The organism is Paenibacillus sp. FSL L8-0470 (assembly GCF_038008625.1).
Classification (GTDB): domain Bacteria; phylum Bacillota; class Bacilli; order Paenibacillales; family Paenibacillaceae; genus Paenibacillus_AQ.
The window spans coordinates 2970665-2995694 of sequence record NZ_JBBOZM010000001.1 but is presented as its reverse complement, the minus strand read 5'-3'; the positions used below and the strand labels follow the sequence as shown (position 1 = coordinate 2995694).

At 49.7% G+C, this 25030-nt stretch carries 26 protein-coding genes and 2 pseudogenes; 9 read left to right on the top strand and 19 right to left on the bottom strand.

Annotated features, from left to right (window positions below; all coding sequences use genetic code 11):
* Window positions 1–45: 45 nt before the first annotated feature.
* On the bottom strand, window positions 46–2010 hold the full coding sequence (locus NST99_RS13485) for a glycoside hydrolase family 127 protein (protein WP_341092347.1): 1965 nt from the start codon (window positions 2008–2010) through the stop codon (window positions 46–48).
* Between the two features lie 170 nt (window positions 2011–2180).
* Between NST99_RS13485 and NST99_RS13480 the strand changes: the two genes are divergently transcribed.
* On the top strand, window positions 2181–3053 hold the full coding sequence (locus NST99_RS13480) for a helix-turn-helix domain-containing protein (RefSeq protein ID WP_341092346.1): 873 nt from the start codon (window positions 2181–2183) through the stop codon (window positions 3051–3053).
* Here the strand turns inward: NST99_RS13480 and NST99_RS13475 are convergent.
* On the bottom strand, window positions 3045–3272 hold the full coding sequence (locus tag NST99_RS13475; protein WP_341092344.1) for a hypothetical protein: 228 nt from the start codon (window positions 3270–3272) through the stop codon (window positions 3045–3047). The genes NST99_RS13480 and NST99_RS13475 overlap by 9 nt on opposite strands.
* A gap of 184 nt (window positions 3273–3456) precedes the next feature.
* On the opposite strand from NST99_RS13475, the gene NST99_RS13470 reads away from it, so the two are divergent.
* The 7 genes and pseudogenes from NST99_RS13470 to NST99_RS13450 all read left to right on the top strand — a co-directional run bounded on the left by NST99_RS13470 (window position 3457) and on the right by NST99_RS13450 (window position 7266).
* A complete protein-coding gene (locus NST99_RS13470) occupies window positions 3457–3975 on the top strand; it encodes a DUF3231 family protein (RefSeq protein ID WP_341097645.1) in 519 nt (172 codons plus the stop codon).
* Window positions 3976–4088: 113 nt separating this feature from the next.
* On the top strand, window positions 4089–4670 hold the full coding sequence (locus tag NST99_RS13465) for a YitT family protein (RefSeq protein ID WP_341097644.1): 582 nt from the start codon (window positions 4089–4091) through the stop codon (window positions 4668–4670).
* Window positions 4671–4805: 135 nt separating this feature from the next.
* Window positions 4806–5405: a class I SAM-dependent methyltransferase gene (locus NST99_RS13460; protein WP_341097643.1), complete on the top strand. Its 600-nt coding sequence runs from the start codon at window positions 4806–4808 to the stop codon at window positions 5403–5405.
* 42 nt (window positions 5406–5447) lie between these two features.
* Window positions 5448–5657, top strand: a pseudogene (locus NST99_RS33720) (alpha/beta fold hydrolase); the annotation flags it as partial.
* A gap of 40 nt (window positions 5658–5697) precedes the next feature.
* Window positions 5698–5937 (top strand): annotated as a pseudogene (locus NST99_RS33715) (DinB/UmuC family translesion DNA polymerase); the annotation flags it as partial.
* Window positions 5938–6051: 114 nt separating this feature from the next.
* Window positions 6052–6819 carry a threonine/serine exporter family protein gene (locus tag NST99_RS13455; protein ID WP_341092341.1) on the top strand — a complete coding sequence of 256 codons (768 nt, stop codon included), beginning with the start codon at window positions 6052–6054 and terminating at the stop codon, window positions 6817–6819.
* A 24-nt stretch (window positions 6820–6843) separates the two neighbouring features.
* Window positions 6844–7266: a threonine/serine exporter family protein gene (locus tag NST99_RS13450; RefSeq protein WP_339225855.1), complete on the top strand. Its 423-nt coding sequence runs from the start codon at window positions 6844–6846 to the stop codon at window positions 7264–7266.
* A gap of 155 nt (window positions 7267–7421) precedes the next feature.
* Here NST99_RS13450 and NST99_RS13445 read toward each other — a convergent pair whose 3' ends face one another.
* The 15 genes from NST99_RS13445 to NST99_RS13375 all read right to left on the bottom strand — a co-directional run bounded on the left by NST99_RS13445 (window position 7422) and on the right by NST99_RS13375 (window position 20191).
* Window positions 7422–7943, bottom strand: coding sequence for a GNAT family N-acetyltransferase (locus NST99_RS13445; RefSeq protein WP_341092338.1), 522 nt, complete (start codon window positions 7941–7943; stop codon window positions 7422–7424).
* A 2-nt stretch (window positions 7944–7945) separates the two neighbouring features.
* Window positions 7946–9967, bottom strand: coding sequence for a Na+/H+ antiporter (locus NST99_RS13440; protein WP_341092336.1), 2022 nt, complete (start codon window positions 9965–9967; stop codon window positions 7946–7948).
* Between the two features lie 275 nt (window positions 9968–10242).
* Window positions 10243–11103, bottom strand: a complete 861-nt coding sequence (locus NST99_RS13435; RefSeq protein WP_341092335.1) for a beta-1,6-N-acetylglucosaminyltransferase — start codon at window positions 11101–11103, stop codon at window positions 10243–10245.
* Between the two features lie 82 nt (window positions 11104–11185).
* Window positions 11186–12061 (bottom strand): VOC family protein, encoded by an 876-nt coding sequence (locus NST99_RS13430; protein WP_341092333.1) that lies wholly within the window; start codon window positions 12059–12061, stop codon window positions 11186–11188.
* 199 nt (window positions 12062–12260) lie between these two features.
* A complete protein-coding gene (locus tag NST99_RS13425) occupies window positions 12261–12998 on the bottom strand; it encodes a metallophosphoesterase family protein (RefSeq protein ID WP_341092331.1) in 738 nt (245 codons plus the stop codon).
* A 39-nt stretch (window positions 12999–13037) separates the two neighbouring features.
* Window positions 13038–13424 carry a hypothetical protein gene (locus tag NST99_RS13420; protein ID WP_341092329.1) on the bottom strand — a complete coding sequence of 129 codons (387 nt, stop codon included), beginning with the start codon at window positions 13422–13424 and terminating at the stop codon, window positions 13038–13040.
* Window positions 13421–13987, bottom strand: coding sequence for a GNAT family N-acetyltransferase (locus NST99_RS13415; protein ID WP_341092327.1), 567 nt, complete (start codon window positions 13985–13987; stop codon window positions 13421–13423). The genes NST99_RS13420 and NST99_RS13415 overlap by 4 nt, the downstream gene beginning before the upstream one ends.
* Window positions 13988–14003: 16 nt before the next feature.
* Window positions 14004–14183: a hypothetical protein gene (locus NST99_RS13410; RefSeq protein WP_038590313.1), complete on the bottom strand. Its 180-nt coding sequence runs from the start codon at window positions 14181–14183 to the stop codon at window positions 14004–14006.
* A 418-nt stretch (window positions 14184–14601) separates the two neighbouring features.
* Window positions 14602–15024 (bottom strand): Rrf2 family transcriptional regulator, encoded by a 423-nt coding sequence (locus NST99_RS13405; protein WP_038590310.1) that lies wholly within the window; start codon window positions 15022–15024, stop codon window positions 14602–14604.
* Between the two features lie 64 nt (window positions 15025–15088).
* Window positions 15089–15904, bottom strand: a complete 816-nt coding sequence (locus tag NST99_RS13400) for a hypothetical protein (protein WP_341092325.1) — start codon at window positions 15902–15904, stop codon at window positions 15089–15091.
* Between the two features lie 27 nt (window positions 15905–15931).
* On the bottom strand, window positions 15932–16516 hold the full coding sequence (locus tag NST99_RS13395; protein WP_341092324.1) for a DJ-1/PfpI family protein: 585 nt from the start codon (window positions 16514–16516) through the stop codon (window positions 15932–15934).
* A 32-nt stretch (window positions 16517–16548) separates the two neighbouring features.
* Window positions 16549–17295 carry a type I methionyl aminopeptidase gene (gene map, locus NST99_RS13390; protein WP_341092322.1) on the bottom strand — a complete coding sequence of 249 codons (747 nt, stop codon included), beginning with the start codon at window positions 17293–17295 and terminating at the stop codon, window positions 16549–16551.
* A gap of 382 nt (window positions 17296–17677) precedes the next feature.
* Window positions 17678–18307, bottom strand: coding sequence for an SGNH/GDSL hydrolase family protein (locus tag NST99_RS13385; protein WP_341092319.1), 630 nt, complete (start codon window positions 18305–18307; stop codon window positions 17678–17680).
* A gap of 227 nt (window positions 18308–18534) precedes the next feature.
* Entirely contained in the window at window positions 18535–19713 is a 1179-nt protein-coding gene (locus NST99_RS13380; protein ID WP_341092316.1) for an NAD(P)/FAD-dependent oxidoreductase, read from the bottom strand.
* Window positions 19714–19753: 40 nt separating this feature from the next.
* Complete coding sequence (locus tag NST99_RS13375; protein WP_341092314.1) at window positions 19754–20191, bottom strand: DUF1641 domain-containing protein; 438 nt, start codon at window positions 20189–20191, stop codon at window positions 19754–19756.
* A gap of 326 nt (window positions 20192–20517) precedes the next feature.
* On the opposite strand from NST99_RS13375, the gene NST99_RS13370 reads away from it, so the two are divergent.
* Complete coding sequence (locus NST99_RS13370; protein ID WP_341092313.1) at window positions 20518–21135, top strand: nitroreductase family protein; 618 nt, start codon at window positions 20518–20520, stop codon at window positions 21133–21135.
* An 80-nt stretch (window positions 21136–21215) separates the two neighbouring features.
* Here NST99_RS13370 and NST99_RS13365 read toward each other — a convergent pair whose 3' ends face one another.
* Together NST99_RS13365 and NST99_RS13360 are read right to left on the bottom strand one after the other, a co-directional pair.
* Window positions 21216–23405 (bottom strand): alpha-galactosidase, encoded by a 2190-nt coding sequence (locus NST99_RS13365; protein WP_341092311.1) that lies wholly within the window; start codon window positions 23403–23405, stop codon window positions 21216–21218.
* Window positions 23406–23572: 167 nt separating this feature from the next.
* Complete coding sequence (locus NST99_RS13360; protein WP_341092309.1) at window positions 23573–24196, bottom strand: hypothetical protein; 624 nt, start codon at window positions 24194–24196, stop codon at window positions 23573–23575.
* Between the last annotated feature and the right edge of the window lie 834 nt (window positions 24197–25030).

Below are 25030 nucleotides of genomic sequence, written 5' to 3'. Positions count from 1 at the left end.
CGGGATGCATTGGGGTTGCTTTCCTTTTTGATAACGTGCTGCCGCTCAAGCCCTGCCCTCTGGTATCCACACCTTCATCTCTCCGCTGCCGCGGTTCCCCCACAGATAATAAGGGACAGCTGTAACCTTAACGGATTCCAGCGGTGCTTTCTCCCTGCTGTACAGACCTCCGCTCCAGCCGGACGGATTGACACGGAAGCCGGTCCCTTCAACGACTACGGCTCCGCCAGGCAGCGAGTCTGTAAAGACCTCTGTGAACTCCCCTGTCTCGTTCAGAGTGATAGAGCTCAGCGGCTCACTGTTATCGTTTGCCTCGAGGCAATAGACGAGCGGTCCCCGTTGAATAGCAGTTTTCTGCGCATCAGCGCGCAGCTCGGGATGGGCATAGACACGGTGCGCTTCCATCGGAATGCTTACCTCTATGGAATCCCCGGCAGACCACACTCTGCGGATCACCCGGTAACCCAGTTCCCGGTCTGCGGTAGGATCCAGTACTTCGCCATTGACGCTGATCTCCATGCTGCTGCACCAGGAAGGGACGCGCAAGGCAATGCCGAATTCCGCAGCTTCTGCCGGATTGATCTTCAGCGAGACCTTTCCTTCCCATGGGTAGTTACTCTCCTGGGTTACATTAACCTCCGTTCCCCCAAGCGTGCCCTTCCATTCACTGCCAATATACAGATTAGTGTGCAGTGTATCCCCGTGAACCGTGTAAATATATTGGTTCAGCGAAGTCAGCAGCCGGGCCACATTGGGCGGACAACAGGCACAGCCGAACCAGCCCTGCCGCTCCGCCTTCACATGATGTTTACCCGGATTGCAGCTGCAGGCCTGCGGCCATACCTCCAGCGGATTGACATAGAAATAATGCTTGCCGTCCTGCGCAATGGACCCCAGCACATTATTGTAGAGCGCCCGCTCCATCACGTCCGCATACCGGGCTTCAGGGGTTAACTCCAGCATCCGCCGGGCAAAAAAGATCAGGCCGATGGAAGCGCAGGTTTCCGCATACACCGTATCGTTGGGCAGATCATAATCGAAGGTGAACGCCTCCCCGAGATGGGTGGAACCGATTCCCCCTGTAATATACATCTGCTTATCCGTCATGTTGTTCCACAGCCTTACACAAGCATCGCGCAAAGCGTCATCATCGTTAAGCATCGCAAGGTCAGCCATTGCTGAATACATATAGACTGCACGTACGGAATGCCCTACCGCTTCGCTCTGCTCACGGACCGGAATATGCGCCTGATTGTAGGCTGGATCGAGATGGTCAGTTTGCCCGCTCCAGTGCGTGATCCGCCCCCGGTTCTCCCACTCCTGCCGCAGGAAATTCGGTTCCTGGCCGCGCTCGTCGATAAAAAAGCTGCTGAGCTTCAGATATTTCTCTTCACCGGAAAGACGGAACAGCTTGACCAGTGCCAGTTCAATCTCCTGATGCCCGTCATAGCCTTTTAGCTTGCCTTCCTCCGGTCCAAAGACCGAATCGATATGATCGACCATCCTGCGCATAATATTTAGCAGCTTGTCTTTGCCTGTAGCCTCATAATACGCAACCGCAGCCTCGATAAAATGTCCGGCGCAGTACAGCTCATGGCAATCCTGAAGATTGGTCCAGCGTTTGCCCGGCTCCTTGATTGTGAAATAGGTATTGAGATATCCATCCGGCTGCTGCGCTTCGCCGATCAGGTCGATAACTTCATCTGCCTGCCGCTCCAGTATGGGATCACGCTTAAGGCTCAGGGAGTAACCTACTGCCTCCAGCCACTTCGCAACATCGCTATCCTGAAACACCCAGCCGTGAAACTCTCCTTTCTTTCTCCCTGCGGCAATCTCGAAATTGGCAATCGCATGACTGGGCTCTGCGTCCGGTACCCGGTCATGCAGCGCCTCGTATTGGTATGGAATGACTACATCCTGCGCCAGCCTGATGTAACGTCCCCAGAATTCATCCTGAATCTTTACCGATTGCTGCTTGTCTGTCTGCTGCGTTTTAATAGTTCTGCTCATTTGCCTCGTCCCCTCCGCTATATTTCATTCTCGCTATTAGCAATTATAGAGGGTAGAATAAATAAAAAATACAATCATAAACAACTCTGTTTTTGTACTATTTCACACTCAAGATTGCGAATAAAACCAGAACTCCAGGCTTCCGACAATTCGCTTTGAAAGGAGTAATCATGACTTTCAGTCCTTCTTATATCCATCTGGCTGCTCCGCCGTTCCCCTACTTTCTGGAATGCGACCGCACCGTATATCAGCCGGGGGATCAGCACCCGAACCGCAACCGTATGGGGAAATTCGATCTGATTATTGTAGAACAGGGCACGCTGTTTATTGGCGAAGATGAGAAAGAATGGGAGGTTGCGGCCGGGCACACTTTGCTGCTGCTGCCAGACCGTTATCACTACGCTGTCAAACCTTGCGAGGAGATCACCACGTTTGTATGGATCCATTTTCACACGGTGGGGGAATGGATTGAAGCCGGGGGCGATCCGGTGTATGCCGGCCGGGAAGCACATTTCCAGCAGTTTCTTACACATCCGTACACGATCCGTGTACCGCAATTTGGTCCGCTCCCGGACCCCTTTGAGCGGAGCGGGCAGGCGGAGCTGCTCCTGCAGCTGAGCCGGGACAGACGGTCAAGCGCGGTATGGCAGCAACAGCGGATCTTTGAGGAGATGCTGCGGATGATGGATCTTGCGCAGCAGGACGCTGCAGGCAGCCATGCTGCCGAGATTGCGGAGCAGACGGAATCCTACATCCGCAACCATTACGCAGAGGCGCTCACCAATGGCTCACTCGCGGATGCCCTCCATTTTCACTATAATTATCTCGCCCGCTGCATGAAGCGAGTCTATGGGCTGACGCCGATGGAATATTTGACGGATTACCGCCTGGAGCAGGCCAAGCTGCTGCTGCTCAAGACAGAGATCCCCATTTCCGGGATTGCGGAGCGCACAGGCTTCGAGAGCGCTGCCTACTTCTCACGGCGTTTTGCCCGCAAAGTCGGCATCTCACCGCTGCGCTTCCGCAAGCGTTATTCACGGTAAGCCGAATCCCTCACTAGCGAGAGCACGAAATTCATACAACTCCCGGCTGTAGGACAGTTCCCCGATACGGACACAATTAGGGGTATATTCTCTAATCTGCCCGCCAAACTCCAGAATTTCATCTTTTATTTCTTTCACGGCGACCGCGACTTTGACTTCGGACAGCGCGGCCGCCAGCAAATCAATATCACTCTCCAGCAATTTATATGTATAATCCATCCAACCTTCACCCGCCTTGCTGCCTTTATGTATTTAATCGTAATATTTACTATTAATATACATTGTTTTGCTATCCTGTACAAGTCTAATTGCTTAACCCAACCCTTCCTTCGAATAAAACAGAGGTTGCCGGACAACCTAACTTCACGTATTACCACCTTATCAGTGAAGGAGTTTTGTAATGATGGGAGTTCTAAACGGCAATCCCAAAGATGAACCGCTGCACTATGGCGAAATATTTAATCTATGGCAATTTTCCGCTACCGCCAAAATGTCATTATCCACCTTACAGGCATTTCATTATCACGCTGGCGATCAGGATCTAAAAAAAATAATTGATGATCTTATGGACCAGTCGCAGCAGGAAATAAAAGATTGCGACAAGCTGCTGAAGACCCATGGCTTCACACCGCCCCCTGCACTGCCCGACCGCCCCTCCGTTAAGCTCGGGGATATTCCTGCCGGAGCCCGTTTCTCCGATCCGGAAATCGCCGCTTCCCTTGCTGGGGCTGTTTCCCTGAGCCTAGTCGTATGCAGCCAGATTATGGGGACTTCCATCCGTGAGGATATCGGGGCCATGTTCATGAAAAATCATGCTCAAATGGCCGCTTTAGGAATGGCTGTGCTGAAATTGAATAAAAAGAAGGGCTGGCTGGTACCTCCGCCGCTGCAGCTCAAAAAGCAGGAGCCTGCTTTGGTCTAGTAATATCCCCGTCCCGCCTAATCCTGCGCAAGCAGGATTTTTTGCTGTATAGCTATTTTTTCCCATACCCAAGCATATTCATTAAGACAGGCCTAAATATGGAGATGTTGAATATGCGCTCAAGTGCAAGGTACGCTATTATTTTGCTGGGAAGTTTGCTGATTGCTGCAGGAACTAATTTTTTTCTGGTCCCCTACAAAATTCTCGATGGGGGAGTCATCGGCATCGCCCTCATTATCAACTATATGTCCGGCGCAAAAATTGGACTGGCCATTGTCCTGTGCAGCCTGCCGATTTTCTTGCTTGCCTGGCTTAAAGAAAGGGACATCTTCTATAACAGCGTGCTGGGTTTGCTTACCTCCTCGTTTTTCATTGAAGTCCTCGGACCGCTCCAGTATCATTTCCTGTACTATATTGAGCTTGGCTCCATCTCCAGCGCCATTCTCGGCGGCTTTCTGATGGGGAGCGGTTTCGGAATTATGCTGCGGTTCAAGGCCAGCACAGGCGGAACGGATCTGCTCGCAAAGTTTATGAAACGCTATATTCCGCTCAATGTCGGCGTTATTATTTTTCTGACGGATTTCCTGATTATCGGCGCGGGTGGCCTGCTGATCTCCAAGGAAACCTTCTTTCATTCGATTCTGACGATCTTTTCCGGCGGAGTGGCCACGGGGTTATGTACGCTCGAAAAGTAAGCCTCTTGACTAGATGGAAATAACTATGCACATTCACGATCGTACGTTCGTATTATAATCAGATTATACTTTCATGAATGTTTTTCAAGCTTATAGGTTAAATTATCTTTCGTGACTTAATCCGAAAGATGGTGAATTCCCATTAATATTCCGTTCTCGCCTAGACTTTATCATTGGTTTGTCCGTCCGAAATGGTTTACTAAAAAATATATTCACAATCATGTACAATCCCATTTTACATTTGATGGCCATACTGTACTAGATTTTGGCTCCGGTACTGGGGCTAATTGTTCTATGTTTCATCCTTTATATTATGTTGGGATTGACCCTGATGCCAAACGAATTGATTATGCAAAGCGATTATATACCCACCATATATTTCAGGTTTTAGAAAGTAAGAGATTCCCATTTGATAATGATTCGTTCGATTACATACTTATTATCGCTGTGTTGCATCATGTTTCTTCGGACGAAATATCAAGTTACATGAAGGAATTTCAAAGAATTCTAAAACCTAACGGAACCATTATCGTTATGGAACCATGTTTATGCAAGAAAAACCCGTTATGTAATAGATTTATGAAATGGTACGACAACGGGGAGTATATTCGTAATGAAGAAGAATATATTCGATTGTTTAGAGATCATAATTATGATTGTAAGGTCTTAAAACGGTTCCGAAAATGTTTTTTATATCATGAGTTATTTTTCTTAGTAAAACCAAAATCACTGTAAAGAGAGGTGGAGTGTGACGATAATACTGTAAACGGATACTCAATGCATGCAGCCGGAACGATCGCGTTTTCCAATGCCTGGGCGCAAACTAAAGATCTATCTTTGTTTCGGGAATTATTCAACGATGCGAACAAAGGGAATGCCAAAATGTTGCATCAACGACTGCCGAAAAGTGAACTGGTTTACATTAAAAAAGTCGATCACCGAATTCCGACGAAAGCCTCCGAACCACTAAACGCACTGATCAAATGAAGCTTAAGCAGGAATGGACTAATCATTATCCCCCACCAATGCCACCAAGCTGGTCTATGCAGCAGCCGTAGAGCTATTCCGGCGGCACTGGGACAACCAGCCCGTGCGCAGGATTAACCTCAGTCTTTCCACACTCTCCGACGAAAGTGAGTACCCGCTGACACTCTTCGAATCAGCCCCCGCTACCGCAAGCTTGAACGGGCTACGACAATCTCAAGAACAAGTATGGAGATACAATTATCGGCCGGGCTGCGTCTTTCAACGATCCAGGACAAATTAAGGATCGGGCCGGTAAAATTGGAAGACACAACAAATAAAATGAATAAGGGTTGATATTTTCAGGTATTGCGGCGACAATCGAATATATAACATTCCCGGGGAGGATCGAAAGAAGTTGGATAGCACAAGCAATAACAGCAATACTTCCACGCATGAAATTATCGATCTCTGCCTGCTGGCCGGTAAAATCATGCTGCAGAGCGGTGCGGAAACTTACCGTGTGGAGGATACCATGACGCGTATGGCTGGGGCTCTCGGTTTTCCCGGGGCGCACAGCTACGTGACGCCAACGGTTATCATGTTCACAACCAGCAGAACCGAACCGGTGAAGCTCTTCCGGATTGCCGAGCGGACGACCGATTTGCAGAAGGTGTCGGAGGTCAACGACATCTCGCGCCGGCTGAGCGAACGCCAGCTCAGCGCGGCAGAAGCCCGCGAGCGCCTCGGCGTCGTGGATGATGCCGCACATGCCTATCCGGCATGGCTGCAGATCGCCGCAGCCGCCCTCACCGGAGCCTGCTTCACAGTAATGTTCAAGGGGAGTCTGTGGGACGCCCTTCCGGCATTGCTGGTGTCGGGGCTTGGCTTCGCCGCTGCTACCTATCTGCACCGGCTCGTACAGATCCGATTCTTTGCAGAATTTACCGCCTCATTCCTGATCGGGCTGTTCGCGTTCTTCTCCGTCAAATTTGGCATTGGCCGGGAAATGGACAAGATTATCATCGGCTCCGTCATGCCGCTGGTCCCGGGCCTGCTCATTACCAATGCGGTGCGTGACCTGATGGCTGGGCATCTGGTTTCCGGCCTCTCCAAAGGTGCCGATGCGTTCCTGACCGCATTTGCGATCGGGACAGGCATCGGACTTGTGCTGTCGCTTTTTTAACCCATGTGAAAGAGGTAGCAATTCATGATTTTGCAACTGATAACCAGCTTTATCGCCGCTGCATCCTTCTGCATTCTGTTCAATGCCCCGCGGCGCGCGCTGCTGCAATGCGGCTTGGCCGGAATGGTAGGCTGGATCCTGTATTTGGAGCTTGATGAAAGATGGGATACGGTAATCGCCACCTTTGCGGCAACCGTAGTCGTCGGCGTCATCAGCCAATTCTTTGCCCGTTCCTTCAAGATGCCGGTCATTATCTTCAGCGTCGGAGGGATTATTCCACTTGTCCCGGGGGGACTTGCGTATGATGCTATGCGCAAATTCGTGGAGAATGACAATAACCAGGCGATTCAGATCGCCGTACAGGCGTTGCTGCTCTCTGGAGCGATCGCCACGGGACTTGTGCTCAGCGAAGTGCTTGGACAAATGTTCCGCCGGAAGAACAAGTAGACACGCGCAGGAAAGCGTCTCCCCTTACCGATCACCTATAGCTATGGCTACAGGCGCGTTTCGGCTAGAGCTGCTTGGTCTATAGCGCATAAAAAGTCCGCCTGCGTCAAGGAATTCATCCTTGCCGCAGGCGGACTTTTGGGTATAGGGGATATTTACTGCAGCTGGCCAATGATCTTCTGGTAGCTGACAATATCCAGCCATCTGCCGAACTTGCTGCCGATCTCTTTGAACAGGGCACTCTGCTCGTATCCATGCTTCACGAACAACCGGCGGCTCGGCTCGTTATCAGCACACACCGTAGCCACCAGTACATGAAACCGGAGCTCCGCGGCCCGCTCTTCAATAAAGCGCAGCGCATGGCCGCCCAATCCCCGGCCGCCGCAGCCCGGCTTCAGGTAGATGCTGATTTCGCCGGAGGTATCATAGGCCTGCTTATTTTTATGTCTGGCAATCAGCACATAACCCAACATTTCGCCGTCCTGCATAATGACATAGGATTTGAACCGCGGATCGCCGCTCAGCACCGACTGGCGCATTTCCGGCAAACTCTGCGGATCGGTGTGAAAAGTAACTGTAGTGTTCAACACGTAATAATTATATATATCCAGCACTTCAGCCAAATGCGCTTCCCCGATTTCTTCAAATAACAGCCCGCTCGCAGTGATTTCGCCCATTGTTAATCCTCCCAGATTGATGTTTCTAATTGATCCACGAACCGGCGCAGCTTGCCGGCGACCTTGAGATTAATCGCTCCGTTCTGGTACATTTGCTGCACCGTGTCGCGCTGCTCCTGAATTGCCTTCAGCTTCAGCTCCAGCTTCTCATCGTCGATTACGCCATCCTTGCTCCAGCCTTCCCCCTGCTCCAGCCGTGACTCCAGCCGCTCATATTTGTCAATAACCCGCTGCGAAGCCTGGCGGTTTTCTTCGCTCATCTCGGCGCTGACCGCTGAGACGGCGGCCTGGCACATCGCGATCTTCGCTTTCCGGGCACTCTCGGCATTCTGAACCGCCCGCCGTCCTTCCTCACCGTTAAAACGGCCGGTGAACAATCCCGAGAATAAGCGTTGAATCTCAGTCAGGGAGAATTTGACCTGTGTATCGAACCGCCGGCACAGAACAGCCTCCGTATGATCCAGCAGTTCTTCCATCTTCACTGCAACCGGAGATTCAATCTGACCTTGCTCCAGCATGCTCCGCAATGCTGCCCGTTCCGCATCGAGGCCGTTCAGCCTCGCTTCAATGCCAAGCCGGCGGAAGCGTTCCGTGGCCACATCATTTTCCGGTTGGGGAGCGCACAGTCTGTCGATCTTATCGGTAAACTCTAGCAATGCGGGCTGCGTTGGGGAACCGGGATTCTCCGTCGCCAAGCTCCGCAGCATGGTCATTCCTGCATCAATCACTACCGATCTGGCTGCAAGCTCCGTGTTCTGCGGCTGGGCGGTTTCGTCAACCGCCTCTTCTTTTCCTGCAAGGATAGGCAGAAAGATACTGGCAATCACCAGCGACATGAGAATAACACCTGCCGCGAGCGCAATGATTAAATCCCGTTCCGGAAACAGGGAACCATCTCCAACAACCAGTGGAATGGAGAAGGCCCCGGCCAAGGTTACAGCTCCGCGGACACCTGAGATCGAGATAATCAGCTGTGTTTTGAGCGGTGACTTCTCTGTCTTCAGCCTGCGGCTCTCTACTAGCGAATAGACATACACCCAGAGGAAGCGGAGTACAATGAGCAGAGCCGTAATTGCCAGCACATAGCCGGCCACCATAAAGTTATTCAGCGTTTCATCCCGGTAGATGACTTCAACAACATCGGGAACGGAGATGCCGAGGATGAGGAAGACCATCCCGTTCAGGATAAACAGCAGCACCGACCAGGTACTCGCTGACACAAGCTGCAGCTTGTATTGCGGAGATACAGCCCGGTCTTTCTCAATGGCATATACGATACCGCCGGCAACAACGGCTAAAATGCCGGATACGCCGACTTCTTCACTAATCAGATAAATAATGAACGGAGTCAGAATCTGCAGCAGTACATGGACGGTAACATCCTCCATGCCTAATCTGCGGATGAGCACGCTGAGCCGGATAAGCAAAAATGACAGCAGCGCCCCCAGCAGCAGCCCTCCCGCCGCGATGAGGATAAAGCTGAACGTTGCTTTGGGCAGTGAGAACACCCCGGTAACCGCAGCAGCAATGGCAAACTTGAAGGCCACCAGACCGGAGGCGTCATTCATCAATGACTCGCCCTCCAGAATCCGGTGAATGCCCTTCGGCAAATGAACCCTTCCGGCCAAGGCGCCTACCGCCACCGCATCAGTCGGCGAGAGAATGGCCGCCAGTGCAAACGACGCCGCCAGTGGAATCGAGGGTATCATCCAATGGATCGCATATCCCGCTACAAAGACGGTGACAAAGACAAGGCCCAGCGCCAGCAGCAGAATGGGTGCTCTAAGGTTCCAAAGTTCATCGCGGGGTGTCCGCTTGCCGTCATTGAACAGAAGTGGAGCAATAAATAATACAAAAAACAGCTCAGGCTCAAAGGTCATATGTATTCCCGTAGGCATCAGTGCAGCAATAACACCAAGTCCAATCTGAATCAGCGGAATTGGCACAAACGGGATAAACCGGTTCACGATGTTGGAGGCCGCGATCAGCCCCAGAATTAACAGTACGGCAAGAAAGGTCTCCAAGCTGCATCAACTCCAAAAATGATTTTCCCATTATTATATCCTAAACGTTTATATAGGGGCATGCAATTCTCAACTTTATGTTTAGTCGAAAAGTTCACCGCCTACAGTGCCGTAGGAATGCCTTTCTCTCCGCGTTGTCACAGGGGGAAGCGTAACTGGATGCAGAACAAGCAGGAGGCAAGGCCGGTAGATCCGGCCTTGCCTCCTGCTGAAATTCCGCCGCTCCCGGTAATCGAATCAGGATTGAAAGGCTTTTGACCCGGTGGTCCTAAGGTTCACCCCTTTTGCAGGAGGTTCTCGACAATACTGCGGTCTACATCCAAGTCAAACTTGCGGCCCCAGAAGCATCCCTGTCCTTGTGTGCGGATTCGTTCGTAATCCACCGCCCTGAGCGTTCTTGGAAACTCCGGCCCCGTCTCCCAGTCTGTATAACGTTTGATTTCATTCACTACATTATCCTTAAACGGACTATTCAAAATAATTGAATGAAAGAATATCTCATCACCGCAGAATGAGTTCTTGAATAAACGGATGTAACCTGGTGAAGTACGGGTGAATTCCAGAATATACTCCATGCACTCACCGGTAATCGACATCCAGTTTGAGCCTTTATACAGTTTATCCGGGAGATGCTTCAGACTCCGCTTAAGCCAAGGCACCGACATCACCAGATTAATGTACCGGTTACGCACCTCGGAGACTGCTTTTACCCGCGATACAAGAAATTTTGGATAATAGACAGAAACCCGATAGTAGCAGCCCCACATCTCCGCTTCATTAGGCAGTTGCAAATACTTCACAAATTCCTTCCCCTCGTTCTTCTGGAAGAACTCCACAATCGTTCCATTGGAGACAAGGGGCAAATCCTGCCCGCTTATAATATGAATATAATTATAGTAACCCTGCTGCTTAATCAGCTCAAAACCTTTAAGAATACATTCAATCTGGCTGTAATGTCCCCACTGCACTTCAACAGGATCTTTTACAAAATGAATATGTTCACGGTGAACAATTTGCTCTTCTATGCCGCTCTTCTTGTCTACATGCAGGAAAAAATCCACATGTTTATCACTTAAACGATCAATCAGCAAATTGATCTGCTCAGGATTTTTATGACAAAGGATTACGTATGCCATCTTGAATTTTTGCAAAATTTACACCCTTTCACTCATTCATTTCCAATTATTATAGGGGAATGAGTGAAGATGGACAAGCAAATTATTCCGATTGCGAGTTCACCATCAGCTTCAAACCGATGTTCCATGGATCTTTGAGCGATACAATGCCATCTGCCTCAGTTACTGTATAACCAGCCTTCCGCATACGCTCAGATACTTCCGCCAGCTCCTGTCTGCTTGACAGCAGCAGTGTAAAATAATCGATGCCGGGTGCATCAGACGGAGCCGCCGGAGCCCCCTGCCCCGCCCAGATATTGAGGCCCATATGGTGATGATAACCTCCCGCCGAGATAAACAGCGCCGAGTCTCCATAATGGGTTGTTGGCTCAAAGCCCAATGCATCCACATAAAATCTCTTCGCTTGGTCAAGATCACCTACATGAAAATGCACATGTCCGATCACGGTGCCAGCAGGCAGGCCGTTCCAGGTTAAGCCTTCAGCAGCGGCCAGCAGACCGTCGACATCTACCGGGTCCGTAGTCATAATATAATCCCCTTCTGCATCACGTTTCCATGTATCACGCGGCCGGTCCCGGTACAGCTCAATCCCGTTATTGTCCGGATCCTGAATGTACAGCGCTTCACTTACCAGATGATCCCCCTGGCCGATATGAATCCCAGAGTCAATCAGATTGCGCAGCGTGAGACCAAGGCTGGGGCGGTCAGGCACCAGAATGGCGAAGTGGTATAAACCCGCTGCCGAATTCCGGCGCAGGATTTGCGCGCCTTCAATCTCCCGCAAGACGAGCAGTACATGCTGCCCGTCTGCTGTCATCTCCACCTGGCGCCCGGCCTGGCGCAAGATCTTCAATCCCACAACATTCTGGTAAAAAGCGAGCGAACGCTCCAAATTACTTACTCTTATCTGCACTAAACCAATTTGCACACCCTCATGCAATGTCGCTGTTGCCGTCATAATATCTCCTCCTGAATAAATGCTGATGTCCGTGTCTAGCCGCTTATTGCAGCTTAGTCTTTACACCTTCCATTTTTGCAATTCACACTTGTAACTGTTTCCGTTATATATTAACTAACTTTAGTATAGTTGCACTCCATAAGTTTGTCAATTACTTTTCTAAAAAAGAAAAGCCAGACCCGTCAGGTCTGGCTTAGCATTAGTGATCGACGCCCTTGCCTCTATACTCAGCAGTTCTAAGCTCCTTAATATAGGGTTCCAAGTCAGGCATATGCGATTCCTGTGCCTGCTGCACAGCGAGTTCGATATCGTAGGGAACTCTGACGAATTGCAGATTTAACTGTGTCATTGCACGATCTTGATACCTTCCCTCCATAATTAAATACGAGGCCTGGGTAAGATCGAGCGGATTCCCTACACTGCCTACGTTCAGTAACGTCCTTCCGTCCAGATGCTGAAGGTACGCATTATGAACATCCCCATATCCGGCTATATCCGCCATGACTGGTTCCTTGCACAATCCGGAGGGCAGGAACAGGGATAAACGCTGTTCGTAATCATCCCAGGGCTGGACCCGCTCATTTAAGCTCCGCGGTGAGGCATGGAATAAACGGATGAACTTTCCGCTCATCCAGAATTCAATCGAGAACGGCAGAGAGTTCAGATAATTCAGGCGGTCCTGGCCGAGCAGCTCCCGATGCCATTGTACAACGGCGATTTCGCTGGGCCGGCCGATGAATTCATCCCAGTTGCCCATCACAACTTCTTCGCAGTGCTTCTTCACCAGATCAACTGCCAGGTCTGAGCTAGGTCCTTTGCCGACAATGTCTCCGAGACAAAAAATCCAGGTGATGTTACGCCCGTGTATATCCGCGAGTACCGCTTCAAGAGCCGGCACATTGCCATGAATATCAGAAATAATTGCAATTTTCTCCACTGAAGTTCCTCCGTTTGGGTCCATTCTTATCTTGCTTAATCATTTTAGTAATTTGTTGCCGCTGTATATTCTTTTCTCTGCGGTGGCTGTCCGAATCCAGTTCAATAAGTCCTCCCTATTGAACAAGAACTCGTCATCAATTTTAATATAAGGAAGCTTTGCTTTTGTAAAAGGTCCATTATTGCTCAGAATTGCATTTTCTGCTTTCATAATATTGAGCACCTGCTCTTCTTCCAGCCCCAGAAAATATGCAGCCTCCTGAAGCGTCATTAATGCCTTGTCCTGTTGCTGCAGCTGAGTGTTCTGGGCTTGCAAAGCATTTCCGCTGCTACCCGCCTTTTCATAGCTGATGACCAGGCAGCCGACAATAAAACAAACACCAAGAATAAGGCTGGCCCCCAGTATAGATAAATGGTTATTCTTCATAAAGTATCCCCTAATTTCGTACTGCCCGCATATTCAATCAGCCAGCAGTCCCTGAATTCTCCCTCATGCCATTCATGCTCTACAAGCAGCTTCCTCCGCACAAAACCAAGTTTCTCATACACTCTCAGTGCCCGGTGGTTCCAGCATTGCGGGTCCATCACAATTTTGTCCGCCTGCTTCGACTCGGTAAGATATTTAACCGTCTCCCCCACAAGCTGCGAGCCAATTCCTTGATTCCAAAATGCAGTTTCGCCGATAAACTGGTCCATGCCGTAAATTCTGCCTTCAAAATCCGTATACCCGTACTCCGCTTTCTCTTCAGCCTCAATAGGATAGAACTGTATGTATCCAACATCCTGCGATTTATAGCAGACAATCCCGCGTGTGATTTCCCCGGCATCCTCTTCATAAAAGTGCTCCAGCACCATCTCCATTGTATGCGGACGGTCACGGCCTTCATAATACTCTAACAGAAGCGGATCGGAAAGCCATTTCGTAAGCAGCTCCGCATCGGGAGGCACCAGTCTTCTAACGCTTAGTTCCTGATTGTGATATAAAATCAATGCAAAACTCCCCCTTTTACAGGCGTTTATCAATAATATGCTTATTCTCCTTAATTTCTTTGCGCAGCAGCCTGATCTCCTGAATCAAAATATCCAGTTTGTGCGAAGTTTTCGAATCATCTATCGCTTTTCTAATAATCAGCATAAATACCAAGAGGCTTAACAAGCCAAGAATCACAGCCAGAAAGGTCATCATTCAAATCCCATCCTCTTTCACAAAATCATTTCAATTCGCATGTCTTGTGTCAGTCTAATTCATTTGGAATATTGTGTAAAGCTCCCTCTACGTTATCTCGCTCTCCATTTCCTTATACAGGAACAAAAAAGTGACCCTGCCAGCTTCCGGCAGGGTCAAGGTCTATTATAAGGGGGTCATGTGATTACTATAACCGGCAAAGCTTAAATCCGGATGAAAATTTAATAAAGGTTTGCTGAATTTTGTAGAATCATCGGATTGCAGCAAACCAAAAAAATTGGAGCCTGCCGAGGCACGGCAGGCTCCTAGCAAAATGCATCCACTGGGGGGTGGAGATCTTAAATATACTCCTGAAACCTTAAAGAAACATAAGTTTTTGCTAAAAGTTTACTTAAATTACTCAAAATCCCCTCCCTGCTCAGTAAACAGGGATCTGATTTATAATCTGGTCCAAGGTAACCTCCTGCAGCACATTCTCCATCGCTTTCTGGGCGAGGGAGAATACAGGCACGATGGCACCGGCGATGTTCTTGCCAACCGGACAATCGGGATTCGGGTGCTCATGCACGGAGAATAAGGAATCTTCCTCTACCGCATTAACCGCCCGATAAATCTCCAGCAGCGTAATCTCAGCTGCAGTGCGGTTCAGCTTGGCTCCGGCCACACCGGGACGGACATCAACCAGTCCCGCTTTGTTCAGCATGCCTGTAATTCTGCGTATGACCACCGGGTTGGTATTGACACTGCCAGCGATCCACTCGGAGGTGCTTTTGCCTTCCTTGTTGCTGTCGATTAACGTAAGAATATGAATAGCCACCGCAAACCGGGTGCTGATGTTCATGGAAATCTCTCCTTTATTGCCCTAAACAAAAGAATGCTTTGGATGCAACAATAATAGTTACATTTTAGCACATTGTCAATGCTGTGAGGAGGTCCGCAACCTGGTCCGGATATTTTTTACTCAGCCGGGCTTTGCCCAGATTGCTCTTCACAATCTTCAGCATCCGGGGATCGCCGCTCTGTGCAAATCTGCGGAGCATAGCAAAACCTGCTTCCGGCTCGCTGGCCGCAAACAGACTGAGACTATATTCTAAACCCTTGGACAACACGCGATAATGCTCCCGGTCACCTTGTCCCGGCTCAGAGGAGAGGATGCCTTCCATAATGCCGCCGGCCAGATCCAGGCTATACCGTACGTTGGTCTGCTCCTTGAGCAGCGGCGGATGGGCTAAAGCGGCAACAAAGGCACGCTGTTCCAGCAGTGTAGCCTCCGCTTTCCATGAATCCAGCAGTCTCTGCAGAAGCGAAAAATCATATTCTCCAATGGTCTGCAGACCGATCGCCGCGGCCTCGCGCAGCCGCCATCTGGAATCATTCATGGCAGTCTTCAGCAGACCTTCTGTAAGGGTGCGCCGTACTGCATCAGCATACCCGTAATGCGCGCAGCTGGCCTGTACAGCACAAAAAGGCAGAAACTCGCGGGGATCATTAGCAGCAGTCTCGTGGTCCGAAATAAGCGCCCATGACGAAAGCAGTGCCCATGAGGTCTCCGTTACAGAAGGCCGGGCAAAAGACATCGCGAAGCTCTCTGCCAGCTCCAGATTGGCCCGTGGTCCGGGCAGGCCGCTCCCGTCCAGCATATAACCGGCAAGCAGGGTCCACTGCTCCTCCGTCTCCATCCATTCCCGAATCGGCACTGGCACCGTCTTAGTTACAGTCATCCTAATTCCCCCGTTTTCCTGCACAGCTTATTGCCGCTGTACAATACCCTGCATCTCATAAGGATAATCAATTTGCTTCTTCACGGAGAGCATCGCCTCTTCACCGGCAAGCAGTGACATGACATGCAGCCCCAAATCAATGGAGGCAGACACCCCTCCACCGGTAATTATACTGCCGTCCTGTACAATCCGCGTCTTCACCACACTGCCGCAATAGGGCGCCAGCAGATCGTACGCAGCGGGATGTGTCGTTGCACTGCGTCCCTCCAGAAATCCGGCGGCTCCCAGCAGGAGTGAGCCTGTGCATACAGAAACCTTATAAGGCACATTGGCGGCTCCCCGCAGCCAAGAGATAAAGGACTCATCGGTCCGGAGCCTTCTCGTCCCCATCCCGCCGGGTACGAAGACTAAGTCATATTGCGACAGATCCGGCAATACTGTGCCGATCTTGACCGTAAGCCCCAGCTCATCGGTCACTTCTTCCGCAACACCGCAAATATCCCATTCCAGCCCTTCACCTGGGGCAAATTGTCCCAGCCGGTAGATAACATCATAGAATCCGGCAAAATCGAGAAAAGTAATTCCATCAAAAAGAATAAAGGCCATCTTCAACTTCGCTCGCTCCTCTTACCCTCGGCAGGGTTCTATGCGCTTGTCAGAATGATCGGTTTGCCCTTTGTAATAATAATGGTGTGCTCATACTGTGCTACCCGGCTATTGTCCTTCACACTCAGTGTCCACCCGTCTGACTGCTGTTCTACAAAGTCAGCCCCGGTAGACAGGAACGGCTCAACCGTAATGACCTGATTTTCTTTTAGCACCGTAGTAACCCGCGGATTATAAAACGGGAGAATTTCGAAAGGCTTCTCATGCAGTGATTTGCCGATGCCGTGGCTGCATAAATTGCGTACGATTTTGTAGCCGCGTTTGCGGGCTTCACTCTCCATCACTCTGCCAATCTCATTCACCTTCATGCCCGCCCGAAGATGATTGATTACGCTCATCATGGTTTCCTCCGTGCTGCGGCACAGATGTACTATCTTCTCGTTATAGGGCGGCAATTGAAAAGAAACGCCGGAGTCACTGTAATAACCGTTAAGCTCGGCAGATACGTCAATATTAATCAGATCACCGGGGTTAATAACGCGTGAGCCGGGAATGCCGTGAGCCACCTCTTCATTAATACTGATGCAGGTGCTGCCCGGAAAATTATAGGTAACCTTCGGAGCCGATTTTGCACCAAATTGCTCCAGGATCTTCGCCCCCACCGCATCAAGCTCGGCAGTCGTGATACCTGGTTTTACATGTTTTTTCATTTCGGCGATAGTGTAACCTACCACCTTGCCGGCTGCCTTCAGACCTTGCAAATCCTCTGCTGTATCGCTCGTCATTCTTTTAACATTCCTCTCGCTCTATAAGATGTACTCGATATTTATTATTTCGGTTTAGATTGTTAACTTCTTCATTAATAATGTATTCCTGATACGTTTCTCCGAACACTAGCTTCATCTTGAGGTTTGTGCTGACGCCCGGTGGCTCTGAGAATTCCTTCCGTTTATTCAGGCATAGCCATGAGCTTGTCAGATGAAGTATCGGTAATATGTATCCTACAATTATAACAGTCTTCAGGTGCAGAGTGAAATGTCCGTGCATTGGTCTGCCTCATCCAATTTTCAGCTCTGCGCATCAAAAAAAGACCGGTCCGCTATAAAATAACGGACCGGTCTCTAAAACACACTCAGAAGGGATAGCTTTACAAAATAATTTGAAGCTCTAGTTAATTGCTCCTACCGCTTTCAGCCAGGCTTCGGCAATGAGGGCATGTCCGGCCGAAGAAGGATGCACGCCATCCCCTGCCCAGAACGCTGGCTCCGCTTTAACGGAAGCCGCAGCGAACAGGCCGTCGAGCGGAACCAGCGGGGCCCCGTACTCACGTGCCAATTCACGTACAACATGGATTTTGGGATCCAAATCCTGACGCCAATTCTTGCGGTCTTCCGGCACTGGCAGTACGAACGGCTCAATCAGCACCAGCTTGGCATCCAGCGCACTCATTGTACGCTCGATCAAATCACGGTAAGCGGCTTCAAACTCGGCAGCAGTAGTTTCCTGGCCGGAGTCAAAGCGGCGCCAGGTATCATTAATCCCGATATAAATGGATACCCATGTCGGCTTCAAGTCCAGACAATCCTTATCCCAGCGCTGCTGCAAATCTGTAATGCGGTTACCGCTGACTCCCCGGTTAATGAACGTCAGATTCTTCTCCGGATAATGCAGCCCAAGACGTGCGGCAGCCATCATTGCATAACCTACGCCCAATGAGGAAGCGTCTTCATAATTGCGCCCGCAATCAGTGATACTGTCACCCTGGAACAAAATGATATCGTTTTCTTTAAATCCCATGTTTAAATCCTCCTATAAAACCACTGAATGGTATAAACATATTCCATTATATCAAATAGAATTTCTCCGGGCACCCTCAATTATGGCAGGATTTCAAAGCGCACTTCGCATCGTGAACTAATTCAGCACAGAAAAAAACCCTTCCAGCACCCGCACCTCAAAAAAAACCAGGTGTTTTCGGGTAACTAAAAGGGGATCCTATAAGCAGAAAAGCCGGCTAATGAATATTAATACGCCAGACTGAACAACCCTTTGATATGTGTCAGATAACGGATGTTGCTTGCTTCTTTCATCATCGTTGCAGGCAAGCCTTTCAATGGCGTTGAGTTGCCGCCGATAATAGCAACCCCGTCTTTACGGCCCAGGCTGGCCAGTGTGCCCGAATTGACCGGACTGAAGGTATCCAGCGATTTATTGTTAAGGTAAGCATACAGATTATAGCCGATCAGCTCACCCATCTGCCAGGCGATTTGTGCAGTCGGCGGATAAGGACGGCCGTCCGGAGCAAATACAACGGCACTGTCACCGGCAACAAATACATCGGCATGCGATGTGGATTGCAGGAATTCATTTACCGTTGCACGTCCACGGTTAACTTCAAGACCGGATTCACCGATCAGCGGATTTCCTTGTACACCGCCGGTCCATACGAACGTGTTGGCCACAATTTTTTGGCCATCCTTCAGATCAATGGTGTTGCCCTCCACATTGGTAACGGCTAGACCGGTCAGGAATTGTACGCCGCGTGCAGCAAGACTTGATGTAGCGCGTTCGATCAGGTGATCGGGCAGTACCGGGAGAATCTTCGGACCTGCTTCCACGAGCAGCAGCTTGATCTCTTTTTGATCCACCCCATAACGTTTGGTGAGCTTGGGCAGCACGTCCGCAATTTCACCTACAAGCTCAACACCCGTCAATCCGCCACCGCCGATTAGAATCGTCGCGTCAGCTTCATTGCCGGTTTTTGCGTACTCACGGATCCGGTCTTCGATATGACCGTGAATTTTATTGGCGTCAGCAGCCGATTTCAATACCATGCTGTATTGTTCAAGTCCCGGAATTCCAAAATAAGCCGTCGTGCTGCCAAGGCCCGCAACAAGGGCGTCGTAAGTTAGATTCGTGCCATCCGAGAGCGCAATTTGTTTGCTTTCAACGGAGAAGGATTTTACTTTGGCAATTTTAAGATCAATGTCTTTACCGGCAAAAAGCTTCGCCAGCGGCATAGCAACAGCTTTCTCTTCCACGCTGCCTGCGGCAAGACGATGCAATTCGGTAATAATCTGGTGGGTTGGATACTGGTTGACAACTGTGATCTTTGCCTCAGCCTTGCTCATATATTTGCGCACTGTCAAGGCACTCAGCAATCCGCCGTAACCTGCTCCTAGAATAACAATATGTTTTGACATATGATGTTTCCTCCGTCCTTACGTATGAGATTAGAATTAATTATTTCTGCTGGCTGCGTTCGCCGCTGACTTGCAGGTAAGCATTCAAAAAACGGAGAAGCTTCTGAACCTGCGGATCCTTAATCATCTTCATCATTCCGAACACGCTGATCGTCTCGCTGCTTTCATTTGCCCGGTCTTTCGCCTCGATCACAGTAGCCGCCATATTCTTGACGGAACCTACTACCGGCTCGGCAATTTCTTTAATAGCGCCCACCGTATCATTCTTGAGTACTTCATCGGATGCAACCGACTGTACAAAGTCCATAGACTTCGTTAATACACCTACAAGCTGTGTAAGCTGCGGCAGCTGTTCTATCAAGGTTGTTAATGATTCCTGAACTTCCGGCTTCAAAAGCTGATCCAGAACATCCTCTTTGGTTAAAGAGGTTTTCGGTGCTTCCTGTTCAGGAGTGGTTTGCGTAATTGTTTCTGACATTGTTGGACTCTCCTCTGCATTAGCTTGTAACGCTTGATAATAGTCAATTCAATAACCCATGCGTCTATTATAACACCCATTATGTAATAAACGTCACAATCTTTTTGCCTCTATAACCTTATTTTGTGATTAAAATCACTTCTTTTCTGTCGTTTTTATTAATTTTCTTCTATTTGAACTTAATTTCACGATTTAGTGTAATTCATCATTGACGATTCCCAATTGCCGTGCTATCTTAAGTAAGTAACCATTTGTAAGTAAGTTTATTTACATAAGTTATTGATATTTATTAACTATCAATTTATAACCATTTGGAGGTATTTATCATGAGTACTTTTACAGATTTGGTGCAATCCCGCAGATCAGCTATGAATTTCGTGGAAGGGATCAAGATCCCGCAAAACGAGCTGGAGGACATGTTCTCTCTCACCCGGCTCGCCCCTTCAAGCTCCAATTTGCAGCATACACATTATAAGGTGATCAGCGATCCGGCACTGAAGGAGGAAATCCGCAGAGGTGCTTATGACCAATATAAAATCCACACAGCTTCCGCCGTTATTATTGTGCTCGGAGATAAGCATGCCTATCAGCAGGCACCGGAAATTTACAGCGGACTGAAATTGCTTGGCGCTATGAGCCAGGAGGAATATGACAACACCATCCAATCCATCAACGATGCCTATGAAGGAAATGATGCTTTCCAGCGTGATGAAGCCATTCGCAACGCCTCCCTGTCCGCCATGCAGTTCATGCTGATTGCCAAGGATAAAGGCTGGGATACCTGCCCGATGATCGGCTTTGATCCCGAAGCCATCAAGGCCACCCTCAATATCCCGGACCATCTTGTGCCGGCTCTGATGATTACCATCGGCAAGGACTACAAACGCAAGATCAGACCGCGCGGCTACCGCAAGCCGGTAAATGAGTTTGTTGAATTCTTCTGAGATGGACCCGTCTGGCATGCAAAAAGGCCTTGCCGCAGTATCGCGGCAAGGCCTTTTGTGAAAATATAAAGGGCTAAATCCTAGACTCTGCGGAAACGCCAGAGCACGCTCTGGAAATCACCGTGCAGATTCGGCAATGGCAGCCCCGCATACATAAGATGATCTCCTCCGTACACGCCTCCGCCTTCCAGCCACTCATAATCCGCTTCAGGATCCAGTCCATTCAGGCGCAGATAATACAGTGAATCATTGGGCTCGGCCAGTGTCCGGGCATACACGACAACAGCCTCAGATTTATCTTCAGCCACAATCAGCCATGCGGTCTCGTTGCCTTCAAACGGGCTGAGCAGTCTGTACTGCTCCCCGAACTGCACCAGCGGCCGCAGCTCCTTGTAGAGCGCTACCTGTGCTTTTACTGTTTCGTTCTCTTCTACTGTAAACTTTGTCAGATCCAGCTCATAGCCGAAATTGCCTGACATTGCGACATGTCCGCGCAGTTCAAGAGAAGTATTACGGTGTACCTGATGGTTCGGCACGGCCGAGACATGGCTGCCCATGGAGCTGAGCGGATAGACGATGCTGGTTCCGTACTGGATTTTGAGCCTGCTGATCGCATCAGTATTATCGCTTGTCCAGGTCTGCGGCATATAATAGAGCATTCCCGGATCGAAGCGCCCTCCCCCGCCGGAGCAGCTCTCAAACAGGACATCCGGAAACTCCGAGGTAATCCGTTCAAGCACTCCATAAAGACCGAGCATATAACGGTGCGCCGTTTCCCGCTGTCTTTCCGGCGGCAGCAGCGCGGAGCCAATTTCGGTCATATTGCGGTTCATATCCCATTTCACATAGGAGATTGGCGCGCTGCTCAGCACATCGGCTATCCTGTCGCCGATCGCCTGGCAGACATCCTCACGGGAGAAATCGAGCACAAGCTGCATCCGTCCTTCTGTTCTGCGGCGGTCCGGCACATGCAGGCACCAATCGGGATGCCGGGTGTACAGTTCGCTGTCCGGAGAAATCATCTCCGGTTCGAACCAGAGGCCAAATTGCAGGCCCAGCCCGTTTACACGCTTGGCCAGATCATCCAATCCCTTGGGCAGCTTATTCGCGTCCACGAACCAGTCCCCCAGTGAGCTGCGGTCATCATTGCGGTGACCGAACCAGCCGTCATCCAGCACAAACAGCTCCAGACCAAGCTCGCTGCCGGCGCGGGCGATGTCTTCAATCTTGTCGGCGGTGAAATTGAAATAAGTCGCTTCCCAGTTATTGACGAGTACTGGCCGTGTACGGTCGCGGTGGGTGCCGCGGCACAGCCGGGTACGGTACAGCTTATGATAGGTCCGTGACATCGAACCGATGCCATCCGCCGAGAAGACCAGTACAGCTTCCGGAGTCTGGAACGCCTGTCCCTGCTCCAGCAGCCAGTTGAAGTCGAAAGGATTAATCCCGATGGATAAACGGGTTGTCTTGTACGGCTCAACCTCAGCCTGTGCGCTAAATCCGCCGCTGTAAACCAGACTGACGCCATATACATCGCCATGGTCCTCATCCGCACCTTTGGACAGCAGGGCGATAAATGGATTCTGCGCATGGCTGCTCGCTCCCCGGCGGCTCTCGATACCCTGCATGCCGGAAGCAAGCGCTCTGCGTTCCACATATCGCTCCCTCGCCCAGGACCCGGACAAATGAAGCATATCGTAATTCGAGTCACGGAAATCCACACTCATGCTGAGTCCACGCAGCAGCCTCAGCGACTGGCTGCCTTCATTGACAAACCGCACAGAACGGGTAATGGCGTTCAATTCATTAAATACGGTATAGCTGAGGATAATCCGCAGTCCGGCCACAGGATCGAGCAACTCGATCTCCAATGTATCGGCTTCCTCTTCATGCTCAGTATATGTAGCTGGCAGCCCCTCAAGAGCAGGCTTTCCCCGGTAAATGCGGTGTTTGTCATACAGCGCCTCGGAAGCCGTAGTTCCGTTCTCAGCCTGGATCTGGTAGGCTGGATGGCGGAAATCACCCACACCATAAAACGGGTACTCCTGTGCTATTGTATCGTAAGAGATAGACATGTCCTCAGGATATGGAGCTGGCGAGAAGGAGCAGCGTTCAGTCCGCTGGAGGATGGAGGACAGACCGGTTGAACGGATTTTCCTTCCCCAATATACATGCGCCGGAACTCCGGTAGGCAGCAACTGAATCACGTAGCTGGTTGCCTTGCTCTGAAGATGAAAGATACGTTCGTCGGATAAATATTGAATGGCCATTGGAACCTCCTGAAAGTTTGTGAGCATCTGCTTCCTTGATTGGATCGTACAAACTCGCTTCGGAAGCATCTGCTTAGTTTTGTAGAGCAACATCTTACTTAATAGGCTTCGTACAACATCACTTTATTATATAGTGAAATCGCTTTAATTTCACCTCTGGTTAGCTTTCATTTCGCATAATAGAGAATGGCCGCAGCCGCCCGCTCCCGCCGCTCGGCATCTTCACTGTGCAGCGCAGCCGTGAGAACAGACAGCGCTTCAGCAATTATCTCATCATCAACTTTTACCGTGTGCTTCGCTTGCTCACTGCCGGTCAGACCCGCATCCTCCAGCCACAGATCCAGCCTTTCAGGCGGCAGTGTTCCTATATACTGCGAGACTGGCAGGGTATCTGCCAGCAGTTCACCCATCATGGGATTCAGCTCTGCACTCAACAAGCTCTTCAGCCAGGTTACCCCTCTCCGGTGACAACGGCCATCTTCCGGATGGTCGCAGGCTTCCTCATAGAAATAATCGCCCAGGTCGCCAAGGTAGGCCCACTCCCCGTCTGAGATCAATACATAATCTCCATCCTGCATTGTATGTACAAAGATGTCCAGGCTGTCCAGCGTCTTTTCCAGTTCCGGCCCGTAGTAGGCATAGGTCTGCTGCAGCCGTCTGGCGATTTCTTCGCGGCTTGCCTGTTCCAAATCACCAATGCCGGGATATCCGGCGCAAACATAATTGTCCTGCACAAACTCCGTCATCCGCTCAATCCCAAGCGGCGCCGTCTTCATCTGAAACAACTTCATATGTGTGCTACTCCTTCCATTCTTCCTAACTCCTATTCAATAAGTGAATTATACATTAAGAGCAGCAGCAATTATCCATGGAATATTAGTTCAAAAACTAAGAATAAGCAAGGATAATAGCGCTTACAAGAGGGTTATAAATATAATGGTTCCAGATTCAAATGATACGGCTTTTTACTGCTTATGGGGATCAGGGTATACTATAGACATCAACTCAAGGAACCATACACTGCTAGAAGGAAAGCTAATGCGGGCAGGTAAAATCTCTCGGTGAGCAATCTTTTGCAGCTGTAATCCCTGAGCTTGAGACTATATCTTTGATCCTGGCATTAAAGCTTTCAATTTATCCCGGAACGAAATGGTATGAGCTTCTTAAAGCTCAAACGTTGAACATCAATCCAATCGTTACCTGAGGATGATTAGAGAAGATTTAACGGTCAGGATAGGCAAATACACTGCCGCCTCGGACGATTTCTACCCGGCTGAGAACAAAGGATAGGATAAGGAGTCTGAGAAGAACATGGGTATAGTGCTTACAACATAAACCTCTATTGTTGATGAACAATCAATGATAGAGGTTTATGTGTGTTATGCGGGAGCACCCTTGCTTCATCTTGATGCCTATCCTCCTTAACAGGAAATGCTGCCGCTAATATAGTCCTTATTCCAAGAAATGAACAACTAACGGGAATCCCGCCCTCTAATTTTATGTTACAAGGGATCATTGGGGTTTATCTCCATGTTAGCGGTAACAATTCCCTATATTATTCCAAAAAGGGGTTTTCAGCTAAAATTAGCGGGTACTTATACCGCAATAGCGCAACAACTGATATG

What these genes read in the sequence shown, in the direction of transcription:
- NST99_RS13485 (WP_341092347.1), bottom strand. Translation starts at nt 2,010, where the DNA reads ATGAGCAGAACTATTAAAACGCAGCAGACAGACAAGCAGCAATCGGTA.
- NST99_RS13480 (WP_341092346.1), top strand. Translation starts at nt 2,181, where the DNA reads ATGACTTTCAGTCCTTCTTATATCCATCTGGCTGCTCCGCCGTTCCCC.
- NST99_RS13475 (WP_341092344.1), bottom strand. Translation starts at nt 3,272, where the DNA reads ATGGATTATACATATAAATTGCTGGAGAGTGATATTGATTTGCTGGCG.
- NST99_RS13470 (WP_341097645.1), top strand. Translation starts at nt 3,457, where the DNA reads ATGGGAGTTCTAAACGGCAATCCCAAAGATGAACCGCTGCACTATGGC.
- NST99_RS13465 (WP_341097644.1), top strand. Translation starts at nt 4,089, where the DNA reads ATGCGCTCAAGTGCAAGGTACGCTATTATTTTGCTGGGAAGTTTGCTG.
- NST99_RS13450 (WP_339225855.1), top strand. Translation starts at nt 6,844, where the DNA reads ATGATTTTGCAACTGATAACCAGCTTTATCGCCGCTGCATCCTTCTGC.
- NST99_RS13445 (WP_341092338.1), bottom strand. Translation starts at nt 7,943, where the DNA reads ATGGGCGAAATCACTGCGAGCGGGCTGTTATTTGAAGAAATCGGGGAA.
- NST99_RS13435 (WP_341092335.1), bottom strand. Translation starts at nt 11,103, where the DNA reads ATGGCATACGTAATCCTTTGTCATAAAAATCCTGAGCAGATCAATTTG.
- NST99_RS13430 (WP_341092333.1), bottom strand. Translation starts at nt 12,061, where the DNA reads ATGACGGCAACAGCGACATTGCATGAGGGTGTGCAAATTGGTTTAGTG.
- NST99_RS13420 (WP_341092329.1), bottom strand. Translation starts at nt 13,424, where the DNA reads ATGAAGAATAACCATTTATCTATACTGGGGGCCAGCCTTATTCTTGGT.
- NST99_RS13410 (WP_038590313.1), bottom strand. Translation starts at nt 14,183, where the DNA reads ATGATGACCTTTCTGGCTGTGATTCTTGGCTTGTTAAGCCTCTTGGTA.
- NST99_RS13405 (WP_038590310.1), bottom strand. Translation starts at nt 15,024, where the DNA reads ATGAACATCAGCACCCGGTTTGCGGTGGCTATTCATATTCTTACGTTA.
- NST99_RS13400 (WP_341092325.1), bottom strand. Translation starts at nt 15,904, where the DNA reads ATGACTGTAACTAAGACGGTGCCAGTGCCGATTCGGGAATGGATGGAG.
- map (WP_341092322.1), bottom strand. Translation starts at nt 17,295, where the DNA reads ATGACGAGCGATACAGCAGAGGATTTGCAAGGTCTGAAGGCAGCCGGC.
- NST99_RS13385 (WP_341092319.1), bottom strand. Translation starts at nt 18,307, where the DNA reads ATGGGATTTAAAGAAAACGATATCATTTTGTTCCAGGGTGACAGTATC.
- NST99_RS13380 (WP_341092316.1), bottom strand. Translation starts at nt 19,713, where the DNA reads ATGTCAAAACATATTGTTATTCTAGGAGCAGGTTACGGCGGATTGCTG.
- NST99_RS13375 (WP_341092314.1), bottom strand. Translation starts at nt 20,191, where the DNA reads ATGTCAGAAACAATTACGCAAACCACTCCTGAACAGGAAGCACCGAAA.
- NST99_RS13370 (WP_341092313.1), top strand. Translation starts at nt 20,518, where the DNA reads ATGAGTACTTTTACAGATTTGGTGCAATCCCGCAGATCAGCTATGAAT.
- NST99_RS13365 (WP_341092311.1), bottom strand. Translation starts at nt 23,405, where the DNA reads ATGGCCATTCAATATTTATCCGACGAACGTATCTTTCATCTTCAGAGC.
- NST99_RS13360 (WP_341092309.1), bottom strand. Translation starts at nt 24,196, where the DNA reads ATGAAGTTGTTTCAGATGAAGACGGCGCCGCTTGGGATTGAGCGGATG.